This is a genomic window from Nitrosomonas sp. ANs5, assembly GCF_050584665.1.
GTDB lineage: Bacteria > Pseudomonadota > Gammaproteobacteria > Burkholderiales > Nitrosomonadaceae > Nitrosomonas.
Genome location: NZ_JBEUDO010000005.1, coordinates 87,280 through 100,117 on the forward strand (window position 1 = coordinate 87,280; position 12,838 = coordinate 100,117).

Here is a 12,838-nt window from a genome sequence, read left to right on the forward strand (position 1 = left end):
TGAATAAGGCGAATTTGCATGCGTTATTTCAGCACTGGGCAGGGCAGGGGTCGGTGCTAAGCTGCATGGCATCGAAAATGCTGAGAAGTTTCTTTCATGAAAACTGACGATGCGGTCACCCTGACAACTGATCATGAGCAACTTCGCCAGGCCTTTGCCGTATTCAGCCAGGCTTCCACGCAGCTTTCCGGCGTCTACCGCGAATTGCAGCAGCAGGTTTCCTGCTTGACCGGGGAGCTGGCGTTAGCCAATGGGGAATTGCAGCGTGAGCTGGCCGCCAAAGAAGCATTGTCGCAGCAACTCAGCCAGTTGCTGACCGCCTTGCCCGGCGGTGTCGTGGCGCTGGATGCCGCTGAGCATATCGAGCGCGTTAACCCGGCGGCGGTGCGCCTGCTCGGTGAACCCTTGCTGGGGTTGCCCTGGCGGCACATCGCGGACGAGCGGTTGAGCCCGGCCGGTGTATCCGGCGAATGGTATGCTGGTACAGGCGACCTGGCTGCAGCGCGCCGGGTCCGTATTGAAAGCAGTCAATCGAAAACATCCAGCGAGCGCATCCTGCTGATTCACGACATTACCGAGACCCACGCCATGCAGGCGCGCGCGTTGCGTCATCAGCGGCTGGCCGAGATGGGCGAAATGGCCGCTGGTCTGGCGCATCAGCTGCGCACCCCTTTGTCCACGGCCCTGCTGTATGCCGGCCACCTGAGCAAGGAGGCGTTGCCTGCTCAGGAACGACGCAGTTTTGCCGTTAAAACCATAGACCGGCTGCATCATCTGGAGCAGCTGATACGCAACATGCTGCAATTCGTGAAAGGCGAGACCGCGCCGGCCGGGCAGGTGGCGCTGTCGGCATTGCTGAACGAACTGCAGCGCGCAATGGCGCCGCAGATGCAGCAGCGCGGCCTGCAGTTCAGCATGCAGGATCACAGCAGGGGTGTCAGCCTGCATGTGAACCGCGAGGCATTGTGCAGCGTGCTGACCAACCTGCTCGACAATGCCATGCAAGCATCCTTGCCCGGCGGCCGGATTGCCTTAGCCTGCGCGGCCAGCCAGGACGAGGTCATGCTGGCCGTCAGTGATGACGGACCCGGCATTGACGCGGCTTTGCAAGCGCGCTTGTTCGAGCCGTTCTTTACCACCCGCACCGAGGGCACCGGGCTGGGGCTGGCCATTGTGCATAACGTGATTCGCGCGCTGAATGGCGATATCGAAGTGGAGTCGGCGCCAGGCGCTGGCAGCCGGTTCACGGTCAGACTGCCGCGAACGCTGCAGGCCGATGCGACTGCGGCGCAATTATCTATAGATAAAAGGTAGTAAAAATGCGGAATTTGCCTATTTTAGTTGTGGAAGATGATCCGGATTTGCTGGAAGCCTTGCATGCCACACTCAGATTGGCTGGCTACCAGGGGCTGGCGGCAGCCAACGGAGAAGAGGCGCTGCGCCTGCTGCAAGCGCAGCCGGTTGGCCTGGTTGTGAGCGATGTGCACATGCGGCCCATGGATGGCCATGCACTGTTGCGAACCATCCGGCGCGATTATCCGCAGATCCCGGTGGTGCTGATGACGGCCTATGGAGAAATCGGCAAAGCGGTGGCGGCGATGCGCGCAGGCGCTTGCGATTACCTGCCCAAGCCGTTCGACCCCGAAAGTTTGCTGGCACAGGTTGAGCGTTACCTGCTGCCCGCTCCCGCGGATGAGCGATCGGAAATGGTGGCCGAGGATGCGCGCAGCCATGCGCTGCTGTCACTGGCGAAGAAAGTGGCCGAATCGAATGCAACCGTCATGCTGACGGGCGAGAGCGGCAGCGGTAAGGAAGTGCTGGCGCGCTATATCCATCGGCAATCGGCGCGTATGGGACAACCGTTTGTCGCGATCAACTGTGCAGCCATTCCCGAGAACCTGCTCGAAGCCACGCTCTTTGGCTACGAGAAGGGCGCTTTTACCGGCGCGATGCAATCCCAGGCCGGTAAATTCGAACAAGCGGAGGGCGGCACTTTGTTGCTCGACGAGATTTCGGAAATGCCGCTGGGCCTGCAGGCGAAACTATTGCGCGTGCTGCAGGAACGTGAGGTGGAGCGGATCGGGGGGCGCAAGCCCGTGAAACTGGATATCCGCCTGATTGCCACTTCCAACCGCAATATGCTCGAACAGGTGCATGCAGGTGAATTCCGCGAAGATCTTTACTACCGGTTGAATGTCTTTCCGCTGGAAATACCGCCCCTGCGCGAGCGCCCGCAGGATATCGTGCCGCTGGCGCAACGTTTTCTTGATCAGGCGATGCAGAGCCATCCGGCCCGTTGCACATTGACCCAGCCCGCAGTCGAGTGCCTGCAGCAATATGCCTGGCCGGGCAACGTGCGCGAGCTGGAGAATGTGATCCAGCGCGCCATGATTCTGGCCTCTGGCGAGATCGAGGCGGTCCATTTGAATCTGCCGGCCCGTTCGCCCGATCAAGCCGCAGCGGCGGTCAAGACCCCCAGCGTCCCTAACCCTACACCCTTGCGCGACATCAAGTCGCTGGAACGTGAGCATATTTTGCAAACGCTGGCGGCCGTCAATGGCTCGCGCAAACTGGCCGTACAGAGGCTCGGCATATCCGAGCGTACCCTGCGTTACAAACTGCAACAATACCGGCTCGCCCAGTGTTGAAAGCAATCGGAGACAACATGGACTCACTGACTGGCATCAACCAGCTTCTCACCCAACTCAAATCGGCTTCCGAGCAGGCGGCCGGCAACCCTCACACGCAGCAGGCGACGATGGCGCCCGCCCATGCTGATTTTGGCCAGTTGCTCAAATCGGCGGTCGATCAGGTCAATACCGTGCAGCAGACTGCCGGCCAAATGAGCGAGTCATTCGTCCAGGGTAAATCGGATATTGAGTTGCATGAAGTGATGATTTCTCTGCAAAAAGCGAATATTTCGTTCCAGTCCATGATCCAGGTGCGTAACCGTCTGGTAACCGCATACCAGGAAATCATGAATATGCAGGTGTGAAAACTTTACATCCCGGTAAACAAGGAAAATTATGAGCGCACTTCAATCGCATTCCAAAATGACAAAATCTTCCACTTTGGAATCAGACCAGGAGGAAGAGGCATTCAGTGTCGCTTCCCCGATCGAAATTCAGTTCATTCTGAACGCCATTATGGAGGAAAAATCGGCCATTACACTCCATCTTGAACGCAGCAAACAATTTATTCTGTCTACTATTCTGGCGGTGGATCCGGTCAAGAAGATGCTGATAATGGATTATGGTGCCGATGAAATCATCAATCAATTGGCGCAAAGAGTGGGCAGTCTGCGCTGTGTCACCACCCAGAAACGGATCAGGATCGAATTCCATTGCAACAATTTGACAATGGTGCAATTTGAAGGCCGCGCCGCATTCAGGGTGGACATACCCGCCAGCCTGCTACGGATACAAAGACGAAATTTCTATCGAATTATGACACCCATTACCAATTCAGCGACCTGCAGCATACCGCTGCCTCAAAAAAAGGGAAAGGAAACCGCTCTGTTCAATCTGTCAGATATCAGTTGCGGTGGCATGGCATTGATCGATTCACATGCCGAGCTCAAGCTGACTCCCGGCACAGTATTCGAAAATTGCCAGATCGACCTGCCGCAATTTGGCATCATCGTGACCACCATTCAGGTCAGGAGCATCTATACCACCCTCCTCAAGAATGGCGACGCTTCCCAGCGCGCCGGCTGTGAATTCATAGAATTACCCGAAAAATCCCGTGCGCTGATACAACGCTACATCACCCGGCTTGAACAGCAAATGCGCCAATTTACCAGCGATGACGAACTCTGACAACTGAACAACCGCCACCGCCATCTTTGCGAGCTGCCTGGTTGATTCGAACCACGAATGGACACGAATGCACGCGAATAAAGGGCTGGTTGAGTTCGTGCATGAGCTGGAGCGGGCCACCTGGTAGGGTGCGCCTGTGCACCGGCTTTTCCCGTGCGGCGGCATGCTGAGGATGGTCGGTGTATTTGACTGTGCGAGCTGCCTTCCACCGAAGCACTCCAGAGCACTGCCGGGAGAGTTACCTTGTCGATTCGAACCGCGAATGGACACGAATACACACGAATAATGGAAAACCACTTCGATTGCATTTCAATCGTAATTTGGCCTGTTATCACGTATTTGCCCTGCTGCATGACAAAACTCAACCTATGTGAGCGTTGCCGCTAAATCATTCGTGTATATTCGTGTCCATTCGTGGTTCCCACAATACCGCTCGCGGGGCACTAACGGCCTTACTTTTTCTGTATGGCGGCTGGCTCATGATGCCAGAATTACTGCTCCAGGCCAGCCTCCAGACGATAGAGCCAGGCCAGCAGCTCGGCCACGGCGACGTACAATTCCGGCGGGATGCGGTCATCCAGGTCGATTTGCATCAGCAGCGCCACCAATTCCTTGGATTCATGCACATAGACACCGGCTTCCTGCGCGCGCCGGATGATTTCCTCGGCGACCAGCCCCCGTCCCTTGGCGACCACCTTGGGCGCACGCATGCCGTCGCGATAGGTCAGCGCGACCGCGTTCTGGGACGGGGGCTGATCAGTCAGGGCGGGGAGGTTAGTCTGGTTGGCCGGTTTGGGATGCGTCATCTTGCTGTATTTCCAGAGTTTGAACGGATAATCCGGCTGCCTGCATGGCAGTAGCCAGTGCGGCGCGCGCCTGATCGAGGTAGGCTGCGGCCGCCGGTGCGCCGGTATCCAGCTTGATTTGCACGCCTTGCCGGTCAATGGTCAGCAAGGCAGTGATCGCACCCAACTTCGGCAGCTGGAAGTGCACCCGAGTCTGCCAGCGGGATGCGCTGTCTGCGGGTTCATTGGCAGCGTGCTCCGGCGGGTGTTCGGCAATGTCCCATTCCATAGTCTGATTGGGCCATATTTCGCCCCGCCATTGTATCAAGCCGGTTTCCAGCACCTGCAGCTGGTGCTGTACCAGCGGCAGGGTTTGCGATGCGACCGGCGAGCTGCCCGCCGCCTCGCCCGCCGTCACGAGCGGCGCTAGCCTGCCTTGCGGTTCCTGGCGGATCTGTTGCAAGCTGGTTTTGCCGCCGATCCAGTTGGCCAGATGGGCTTCATAAAACAATCCGCTTTGGGTCACGGCCTGCTGGAGCGGTTGCGGCAACTGCGTGCTGCTGGTCGGCGGTGCCGGCAACAGCGGTGCGGGGCTTTTCACGACCGGCCTGAAGGACGACGACACCTGGCTGAGCAACTGCGAAATAAACTTGCCGATGCTGCTGAACGTCGCCGGATTGTCGCCACCGGCCGGATGGCCGGGCAGCAGAAATTTCAAGCGCGGTGCATGCGTGATCAAGGTCAGCTCCAGCTGACTGCCAGGCGTGGCCGCAGCAGGCAACCGCATATGCAGCAACTTGCCTTCGATGCTAACGGCCGATAAACCATTACTCAACCGCGCCTCGACCCGCGCCACATATTTCTGGCCCGGAACGAAAGTGGACGGGTCCGGCTGAACGGCATCCGGCGCAGCCTGCGCCGGGCTGACCGGCTTGACCGGCCCGACATCCCCCAGCAGAACGGCCGGAATCGCCACCGGTTTGACAGGAAAGGGAATCACCATCAACTCCTGTTAGGTCTTATATATATGAAAGGACTGCATGGCGGTACAAACCCAAAAAATGCCAGCCCGATCCATCCATCCGGCTGCATTGCCATAACCCGCATGCGCCCCCGAAAACGTCCCAGAGGCGCTTTGCAAGCCTATAGGAATATCGGAACAAATGGAAAAGACTTTACAACAGAGCAGGGGTGGCTGGGGGAACCACGAATGGACACGAATAGACACGAATGTTTGAGCGTCGACGCTCACATGTGTTGAGTTTTGTCATGTGGCGGGGCAGCTGCGTGATAACCGTGATTCGGTGGCAGCGCTCGCATGGATTGATTTTCATCATTCGTGTTAATTCGTGTGCATTCGTGGTTTTGGCCGTAGGGTGCACCTGTGCACCGTCACACACCCGGCCCCCAGCAGCTCTTTTTCACACAGCAAAAGCCGGTGCACAAGTGCACCCTACGCCTGGGGGAACCACGAATGGACACGAATAAATACGAATAATTCAGTGGCAGCGCTCGCATGAATTGATTTTCATCATTCGTGTGAATTGGTGTCCATTCGTGGTTCGGTTTGTAATCACCGGTTCATGCATATAAAGGTTGCTTGGCCGGGTGGGGGACCCGCCCGGGGGTTATTCTTGATCGGGCTGGTAGGTTTGGTCCAGCAGCCGTTTGCGGTTGCAGTTGGACAGCAGGTTTTGCAAATCCGTGAGGCGGGGTTCGGTGAGGGTGCGGATTTCTGCGTCCAGTGCGAGTATCTGCCGGATGAGGGTGACTTTTTTTTTCTGCTGCGCGGCATCCAATTGCGATAGCGTATCATGCGCCATCAGCTGCTCAATCAGCTGCTTGCAGGCGTGTTCGCGCGCCACCAGGCCGTCCCAGTCGTTCGCTTTCGCGTCATCGAGCATCTGCCCGACGATCGCCAGTATTTCTTCATAAATGGCGATCACCTGCTCGCCCTGCATCGCGGGTGCTGCTTGCTGGCCGGAATGGTATGCACTCATCGTGTCTGGTCGGCTCCGGTTGTGAGGGGGGAGGCGGGCGGGCGGGCGGGCTGTTGGCCGATCGCCTGCCAGGCTGTGTGCAGCTCGCCCAGCAATTGGCTGACTTCTTCGATAATGGCAGGGTCGTTGTGCAGGTTCGCCAGCAGCAAGCGTTGGGTCATGTAGTCGTACAGCTGGTGCAGATTATCGGCCAGTGCGCCGCCGGTATTGCGGTCGAGGCTGGCCTTGAGGCCATGGTCGATGATCAGAATTGCCTTGGAGATCATTTCCCCCTTGGCGGCGATTTCGTTCTGGCGCATGTAGAGCTTGCTGCGGCTGAGCGCCTGCTGCGCGCCTTCGAACAGCATCAGGATCAGCTTGTGCGGGTCGGCGGCCGCCACACCCGATTCCACACCGATACGCTGATAGCTGTTGATGGCCTGCGAGGATGATGTGAACATGAATTCTCCTATTCTGTTGTGGTATGAGTGGCCAGCGGCCCATCAATCGTTATTTGTCGCCGATCTTGGGCAGATTGGCCAATTGTTGCTGCAAGAAATTGCTGGTCTGGCTCATGTTGGCAAGCATCGTATCCAGCGCGGCGAATTGCGCGCGCAGGCGCCGTTCCGTGTCTTCCAGCCGGCGGCCGATGGCCTCGCGCTGGTTGTCGAGGGTCTTGATGCTGGTCTTGATGCCATCCATGCGGCTGTTGATCAGGCCGTCGCTTTGCAGCATGCCGTCGATCAGCCGGTTGAGGCCGGGTGCGAATTGTTCGGTGAGCAGGGCGGTGACAGCCTCCGGCGCTTCTGCCAGGCCGGCGCTGAAACGGCTGCTGTCGAGCGCCAGCGAACCATCTTTCTGGAAACCGATGCCGATTTGCGTCAGCAGGGAAAAATCGCCGTGGGCGGCCGGAAATTCGCTCCCCAGCAAACGGCGCATCTGGGTCTGCACCGCCCGCAGGGTCGAATCGCCGGTCAGGACCGAAGCCTGCTGGTTGGTGGCATCATAATTGGACAGATTGCGCAGGGTCTGATGCAGTTCATTGAAGCCTTTGATGAAGGCCTCCACCGCCGCCTGGGCGCTGGCGCTGTCGCGCGCGATTGTCAGGCTGGCCGGGTTGCCCGGGTCGGCCTTGCGCAGTGTGAGCGTGACGCCTTCGAGCGCGTCGGAAATGGTATTGGCGGCCTTGCTGATCAGAATGCCGTCGATAGTCAGCGTGGCGTTGCGCGCCGCGACCGTTTCCGTCAAATGGGCAACCCCGCCGGTCGAGGCATCATAGGCCAGCTTGGACAATCCGGCATTGTCGGTATCATTGCCATCATCATCGCTGACCGTGATCTGCATGGCATGGCTGAGGCCGGTTTCATCGGCGGCGATCACCAGCCGGTAGCCGCTGCCGTCGTGCACCAGGCTGGCTGTCACACCGGCGTCGGCGGCGTTGATGGCATCGCGCACCCCGGCCACCGAGGACTGTTCCGCGCCGATGCTAATCGTGCGCACGGCCTCGGCCGGGTTGGCGGTGAAGGTGCCGTCGTCCTCATACTTGCCGAAAGTGAGCGTGAGCGTGCCGCTGCCGAGCGCGGTGGCGCTGGTTTCGAACGGCGCCGAGGCGATTTTCTGGCTTTGGGCGAGGGTCAGCACCTCGATTTCGTGCTTGCCCGCGGCCGCCCCGGCGGCAGCGCTCACGCTTGCCAGCGAGCCATCGGCCAGGCTGGCCCGAAAGCCGGTGAAAGTGGTGGACTTGGCCAGCGCCTGGGCACTGCTCTGCAGGCTGGACAGCGCGCCCTTGAGGCTGCCATAGGCGCTCAACTGCGCCTGCTGTTTGGCTTCGCGCATGGCCAGCGCGGCCAGCGGCCGCTGTTCCACGCGCATCAATTGCCCGATGATGCTGTGGACATCCAGCCCCGAGCCGATACCTGGTGAAGAAAGCATGAGAAATCCTGTAAGTAATGAAACGATACACCGTTCAAAAATGACTGACGCGGCTGACTAAGCCTGGTCGTTGAACAGCAGGCCCTGCACCTTGTCGAGCGTGCGCGCGATTTGAATCGCTTCTTCCGAGGGAATCTGGCGGATGATTTCACGGGTCTGGACATCGATCACCCGCACCACCGACTTGCCGGTTTCCTCATCGACCGAAAACTGCAGATTGCGCGCCAGCGCCTGGGTGAACTGCTGAATCTGCGCGACCGCCTGCTGCACCTGCATTGCCGTTTCCGCGCCTGCTTCCTGCTCTGGCTGCGCGCGCGCAGGGGCAGGGGGCTGCTGGGCCATCGGGGGGGTCTGGGCGGGCGTGGCGGTGAGCAGTTCACTGCCCCCGCTGACGGGACTGATGGACATGGTTATTCTCCTTCTGGATCACGCCCGGTGGCGCGGTGCTTGCTAGCGCGCTACCGGGCGAATGACGGCTGGGACTTATCTCAACAGCGACAACACGTTGTTGGGCAAGGCATTGGCCTGCGCCAGGATCGCGACCCCGGCCTGCTGCATGATTTGGCCGCGCGTCATGTTGGCGGTCTCGGCTGCAAAATCCGCATCCAGAATCCGGCTGCGCGAGGCGGACAGGTTCTCGGCCGTGGTTTGCAGGCTGGCGATGATGGAAGAGAAGCGGTTCTGCAACGCGCCGAGATCACCGCGCGAGCTATTGATCTGACTCAGTGCCGCATCGAGTACCGACAGTGCGCTCTGAGCGCCGGCTGAGTTCGAAAGATCCAGCAGGGAGACTGATTGGAAAGCGCTGACGGTAGTGGTGAATACGTCAGGATTGGCGTTGGCCACGTTGATTTGGCCCTGGGTGCTGGTCAATTCGATCGTGCCAACCTTGACTGCTGTAACAGTACCACCAATATCTAATGTTTGACCACTGAAATCTATCTCCTCATTACCACCACCATCATGAGTAAAAGTATCAATTGCAATGTCGCGCCCATCGGTGGTGCTCAGAACCAGGCTGGATTTGTCGCTGGGATCGGCGAAGGAAGCGGTGACGCCTGTGGCAGAAGATACCCCATTGATGGCGGCAGCCAGTGCGCTGAGATCGTTGACGTCGCCAATCGTAACGGAAATCGTTTCTCCATTTAAATCGAATCCTATTGTTCCATCTGTATCTAGGCCACCAAGTGTTGCGCTGTTGCTGGCGGTGGCAGTGATGCCAATGCCGGAGGCGGCAGTGTTGATGGCGGCTGCAATATCTGCGGCGCTTGCGTGTTGAGCGTAGCCAATATTGCCGACGGTGCCTTTATCGGTAGCCAGCGTGAGATCGGCTTCTACTGCAATCCCGTTGTCTGTGGAGCCAGTAACGACCATACCCATGACAGTGCCATCTGCCCCGAGCGTGTGTTGCCCCAGTGCGGTTGCGCGTGCATCACCGATCGATGCGACATTGATGGTCTGGTTGGCGTTGGCGCCGATCTGGAAGCTCTGGCTGGCGAACGAGCCATCGAGCAGGTTGAGGCCGTTGAACTGGGTGTTGTCGGCAACCCGTGAGATTTCCGCGATCAGCTGCGCGGCTTCCGCCTGCAGGGCGGCGCGGTCGCTGGCGGAATTGGTGGCGTTGGCCGATTGCACCGCCAGCTCGCGCACCCGCTGCAGGTTGTTGCCGATTTCCTGGAGTGCGCCCTCGGCGGTCTGGGCGAGCGAAATGCCGTCGTTGGCGTTGCGTGCTGCTTGGTTGAGGCCGCGGATTTGCGAGGTCATGCGCTCGGAAATCGCCAGCCCGGCCGCATCGTCCTTGGCGCTGTTGATGCGCAGCCCGGTGGACAACCGCTCCAGCGCGGTATTCAGTGCGCTCTGCGAATTATTGAGATTGCGCTGCGCGTTCAATGAAGCAATGTTGGTGTTGATGACTTGTGCCATGTTGTGTCTCCTTCAGAGTGTAAATGTACTTTCATTAAAAAGTCGTGGCGCCAGTGCCACAAACGTGGGTTCCGCCTTCGATACTGATTGGCTTTTGAACCGCCGTTGAGAGCAGTAATCGGATCGCCCGGAAAAATATTTAGCAAAATCGACACCCCACCCAAAAAATTTTTCCACCCCCAAACAACCAAACACCCCAATAAAACCCCCCTTCCTCGGCATTTTGATTTCAAATCATGGCTAAAATCTCTAACCACGAATGGACACGAATAGACACGAATGATGAAAACCGCTTCGATTGTGTTCCACCCGCAACCAGGCAAAGATAGTAGGGTGCACCTGTGCACCGTCAAACCCAGGCGATTGCCAGTCAATCGCCACATAGGGAGAAACGATAATTCGAACCACGAATGGACACGAATAGACACGAATGATGAAAACCGCTTCGATTGTGTTTCAACCGTGATTGGGCCGGTTATCACGTCTTCACTCCGCCATATGACACAACCCCTGCGCGCATCGCCACCAATTCATTGGTGTCCATTCGTGGTTTGAATTGCAGGCGTAGGGTGCACTTGTGCACCGGCTTTTGCTGTGTGGAAAAGGGCCGCTGCGGACCGGGTGTTTGATGGTGCACAGGTGCACCCTACCGGGCTTGCAAATTATCTCTTGCAGCATAGTTATAATGCGCATAGTATATGTGGATAAAAAGCACGGGAGATATGCGCATGAATGCATTTTTTGACGTACGAGCCGCAAAAAAGCCTGTAAATGTCAGTATAAACAGCGATTTGCTTGCCAAGGCCAAAGAGCTGAAGATTAATCTGTCAGCAACACTGGAAGCGGCTCTGACTGAATTGGTGAACGCCAGACAGCGTGAACTTTGGAAGGCGCAAAACAAGATTGCTATCGAAACCTATAACCAGTTGGTTGAGGAACATGGAATCTTTAGCGATGATCTGAGAAATTTTTAATGGCTCAGTTCAGGGTTTATGAAAACCCAAATAATGTAACCAGGAGAATCTATCCTTATCTTTTGGATATCCAATCCAATGTACTCGATAGCCTGCGAACCACTATTGTTATTCCACTTTGTCCGGCCGATCTTGCGGGAAAAGCAGCCATTACAAAGTTATGCCCAATTCTGGAAATAGAAAATAAATCTTTTATTGCGCTCACACAGCAAATCGCAGGGATAGACAGGAAATTTCTGGGAGAGGAAATCGGCGATCTTTCTCAGTATCGATCTGAAATCGTTGCTGCATTGGATTTCATCGTTTCCGGAATATAGTACTCCGTTCCGCCAAACCGCTTACATGAAATCGCGCCTTCGCCTGTCATGCGTTGTTGCAAATCCTTGCCATAGCTACGGCTATGACTGCGGTTTGCGCCTAGGAGGCTGTCCGAGAATAGACTGATCTACTGCGGACGAGCCTGATTGGCCGGATTTTCCGATCCTTTTCGTTGAATAGAACAACTATTCGCCTCAAATGATCGAAAAATTCAACTCAACCAGCCTCGCCCTCGCTACGATCGCTATTCTCGGACAGCCTCCTAGCCTGGCAGGCGAATCCATCGATTTCATTTGTAAGCTAATTGACGGTACGGAGTACTAGGCGCGTATTGACCCAGCAAAACTCGGCACGCTACACAGCAGATTTGCCACTTCCCACAATATGGCACTCATGCTGCGCGGCTGTATGCGTAACAGCCCCGCAACACCCCAGACCATCAGATACGACTTGTGCAACGGATGATAGACATTCAGCCGACCACTGTTTGAGTGCTTCATATGTGAAACCACTTCGGTTGTGTTTAACCGTAATTGGGCCGGTTATCACCCCTTCACCCCGCCACATGACAAAACCCGACCCCTGCGAGCATCACCACTCAATCATTCGTGTGTCTTCGTGTCCATTCGTGGTTATTCACGGCCGGTGGCGGTTGATGGAGGGCGGATGCACTTGTGCACCGGCTATGCACACGAATAATGAAAATCAATTTGATCGTGTTTAACCATAATTGGACTAGCCGATCAATTTGGGTTTTACTGCCAAAGCATTCGTGTTCATTCGTGGTTCCCTCAATCCCGGTCACAGGGCAGCAAAGGCTTCACCTTGCCACATGACCAAACTCAACCGATGTGCGCGTGACTGCTTAATCATTCTTGGTTTAAATCAAAACCGTGAAGGGTGAGTGTGGGCATTTGGCAACAGTTGGGCAGTGAAGGAGGCCAATTGGCGCGAATTGTTGGGGTGGTGGGGTGTGAGTTTGCTAACATAAAACTTTTACGCGGGTTGGAACTGTGGTGCTGCTGGCTAGGAGGCTGTCCGAGAATAGCGATCGTAGCGAGGGCGAGGCTGGTTGAGCGGGATTTTTCGATCATTTGAGGCGAATAGTC

15 protein-coding genes are annotated in these 12,838 nt (G+C 56.9%); 7 read left to right on the plus strand and 8 right to left on the minus strand.

Annotated elements, in window-relative coordinates:
• Positions 1-96 precede the first annotated feature (96 nt).
• Genes ABTW62_RS02495 through ABTW62_RS02510 form a run of 4 tightly spaced genes read left to right on the plus strand, consistent with a single transcriptional unit; the run spans position 97 to position 3,818 of the window.
• On the plus strand, positions 97-1,314 hold the full coding sequence (locus ABTW62_RS02495) for a sensor histidine kinase (protein WP_430902997.1): 1,218 nt from the start codon (positions 97-99) through the stop codon (positions 1,312-1,314).
• A 5-nt stretch (positions 1,315-1,319) separates the two neighbouring features.
• On the plus strand, positions 1,320-2,648 hold the full coding sequence (locus ABTW62_RS02500) for a sigma-54-dependent transcriptional regulator (RefSeq protein WP_430902998.1): 1,329 nt from the start codon (positions 1,320-1,322) through the stop codon (positions 2,646-2,648).
• Positions 2,649-2,665: 17 nt separating this feature from the next.
• On the plus strand, positions 2,666-2,995 hold the full coding sequence (gene fliE, locus ABTW62_RS02505; RefSeq protein WP_430902999.1) for a flagellar hook-basal body complex protein FliE: 330 nt from the start codon (positions 2,666-2,668) through the stop codon (positions 2,993-2,995).
• 58 nt (positions 2,996-3,053) lie between these two features.
• Positions 3,054-3,818 carry a flagellar brake protein gene (locus ABTW62_RS02510; RefSeq protein WP_430903000.1) on the plus strand — a complete coding sequence of 255 codons (765 nt, stop codon included), beginning with the start codon at positions 3,054-3,056 and terminating at the stop codon, positions 3,816-3,818.
• 491 nt (positions 3,819-4,309) lie between these two features.
• On the opposite strand, the gene ABTW62_RS02515 is transcribed toward ABTW62_RS02510, so the two are convergent.
• The 7 genes from ABTW62_RS02515 to ABTW62_RS02545 all read right to left on the minus strand — a co-directional run bounded on the left by ABTW62_RS02515 (position 4,310) and on the right by ABTW62_RS02545 (position 10,437).
• Entirely contained in the window at positions 4,310-4,624 is a 315-nt protein-coding gene (locus ABTW62_RS02515) for an EscU/YscU/HrcU family type III secretion system export apparatus switch protein (RefSeq protein WP_430903001.1), read from the minus strand.
• Positions 4,593-5,606, minus strand: a complete 1,014-nt coding sequence (locus tag ABTW62_RS02520) for a flagellar hook-length control protein FliK (protein ID WP_430903002.1) — start codon at positions 5,604-5,606, stop codon at positions 4,593-4,595. Before ABTW62_RS02520 ends, ABTW62_RS02515 begins: the two co-directional genes overlap by 32 nt.
• Before the next feature lie 625 nt (positions 5,607-6,231).
• Positions 6,232-6,603, minus strand: coding sequence for a flagellar protein FliT (locus ABTW62_RS02525; protein WP_430903003.1), 372 nt, complete (start codon positions 6,601-6,603; stop codon positions 6,232-6,234).
• Positions 6,600-7,043, minus strand: a complete 444-nt coding sequence (fliS, locus tag ABTW62_RS02530; RefSeq protein ID WP_430903004.1) for a flagellar export chaperone FliS — start codon at positions 7,041-7,043, stop codon at positions 6,600-6,602. The genes ABTW62_RS02525 and fliS overlap by 4 nt, the downstream gene beginning before the upstream one ends.
• 49 nt (positions 7,044-7,092) lie before the next feature.
• Positions 7,093-8,514 (minus strand): flagellar filament capping protein FliD, encoded by a 1,422-nt coding sequence (fliD, locus tag ABTW62_RS02535; RefSeq protein ID WP_430903005.1) that lies wholly within the window; start codon positions 8,512-8,514, stop codon positions 7,093-7,095.
• A gap of 57 nt (positions 8,515-8,571) precedes the next feature.
• On the minus strand, positions 8,572-8,922 hold the full coding sequence (locus tag ABTW62_RS02540) for a flagellar protein FlaG (protein ID WP_430903006.1): 351 nt from the start codon (positions 8,920-8,922) through the stop codon (positions 8,572-8,574).
• A 75-nt stretch (positions 8,923-8,997) separates the two neighbouring features.
• Complete coding sequence (locus tag ABTW62_RS02545) at positions 8,998-10,437, minus strand: flagellin (RefSeq protein ID WP_430903007.1); 1,440 nt, start codon at positions 10,435-10,437, stop codon at positions 8,998-9,000.
• A gap of 728 nt (positions 10,438-11,165) precedes the next feature.
• Here ABTW62_RS02545 and ABTW62_RS02550 point away from each other — a divergent pair.
• The 3 genes from ABTW62_RS02550 (at position 11,166) to ABTW62_RS02560 (ending at position 12,053) form a co-directional block, all read left to right on the plus strand.
• Positions 11,166-11,411, plus strand: a complete 246-nt coding sequence (locus ABTW62_RS02550; RefSeq protein WP_430903008.1) for a type II toxin-antitoxin system CcdA family antitoxin — start codon at positions 11,166-11,168, stop codon at positions 11,409-11,411.
• Entirely contained in the window at positions 11,411-11,728 is a 318-nt protein-coding gene (locus ABTW62_RS02555; protein WP_430903009.1) for a CcdB family protein, read from the plus strand. The genes ABTW62_RS02550 and ABTW62_RS02555 overlap by 1 nt, the downstream gene beginning before the upstream one ends.
• 199 nt (positions 11,729-11,927) lie before the next feature.
• Positions 11,928-12,053, plus strand: a complete 126-nt coding sequence (locus tag ABTW62_RS02560; protein WP_430903010.1) for a hypothetical protein — start codon at positions 11,928-11,930, stop codon at positions 12,051-12,053.
• Positions 12,054-12,598: 545 nt separating this feature from the next.
• On the opposite strand, the gene ABTW62_RS02565 is transcribed toward ABTW62_RS02560, so the two are convergent.
• On the minus strand, positions 12,599-12,838 hold a 240-nt coding region (locus tag ABTW62_RS02565; RefSeq protein WP_430903011.1), incomplete at its 5' end, for a hypothetical protein.

Bases quoted from the DNA above. Each gene is read 5' to 3' on its own strand.
- ABTW62_RS02515 (WP_430903001.1), bottom strand. From the start codon at position 4,624: ATGACGCATCCCAAACCGGCCAACCAGACTAACCTCCCCGCCCTGACT.
- fliD (WP_430903005.1), bottom strand. From the start codon at position 8,514: ATGCTTTCTTCACCAGGTATCGGCTCGGGGCTGGATGTCCACAGCATC.
- ABTW62_RS02510 (WP_430903000.1), top strand. From the start codon at position 3,054: ATGACAAAATCTTCCACTTTGGAATCAGACCAGGAGGAAGAGGCATTC.
- ABTW62_RS02540 (WP_430903006.1), bottom strand. From the start codon at position 8,922: ATGTCCATCAGTCCCGTCAGCGGGGGCAGTGAACTGCTCACCGCCACG.
- fliS (WP_430903004.1), bottom strand. From the start codon at position 7,043: ATGTTCACATCATCCTCGCAGGCCATCAACAGCTATCAGCGTATCGGT.
- ABTW62_RS02545 (WP_430903007.1), bottom strand. From the start codon at position 10,437: ATGGCACAAGTCATCAACACCAACATTGCTTCATTGAACGCGCAGCGC.
- ABTW62_RS02555 (WP_430903009.1), top strand. From the start codon at position 11,411: ATGGCTCAGTTCAGGGTTTATGAAAACCCAAATAATGTAACCAGGAGA.
- ABTW62_RS02550 (WP_430903008.1), top strand. From the start codon at position 11,166: ATGAATGCATTTTTTGACGTACGAGCCGCAAAAAAGCCTGTAAATGTC.
- ABTW62_RS02560 (WP_430903010.1), top strand. From the start codon at position 11,928: ATGATCGAAAAATTCAACTCAACCAGCCTCGCCCTCGCTACGATCGCT.
- ABTW62_RS02495 (WP_430902997.1), top strand. From the start codon at position 97: ATGAAAACTGACGATGCGGTCACCCTGACAACTGATCATGAGCAACTT.
- fliE (WP_430902999.1), top strand. From the start codon at position 2,666: ATGGACTCACTGACTGGCATCAACCAGCTTCTCACCCAACTCAAATCG.
- ABTW62_RS02525 (WP_430903003.1), bottom strand. From the start codon at position 6,603: ATGAGTGCATACCATTCCGGCCAGCAAGCAGCACCCGCGATGCAGGGC.
- ABTW62_RS02500 (WP_430902998.1), top strand. From the start codon at position 1,320: ATGCGGAATTTGCCTATTTTAGTTGTGGAAGATGATCCGGATTTGCTG.
- ABTW62_RS02520 (WP_430903002.1), bottom strand. From the start codon at position 5,606: ATGGTGATTCCCTTTCCTGTCAAACCGGTGGCGATTCCGGCCGTTCTG.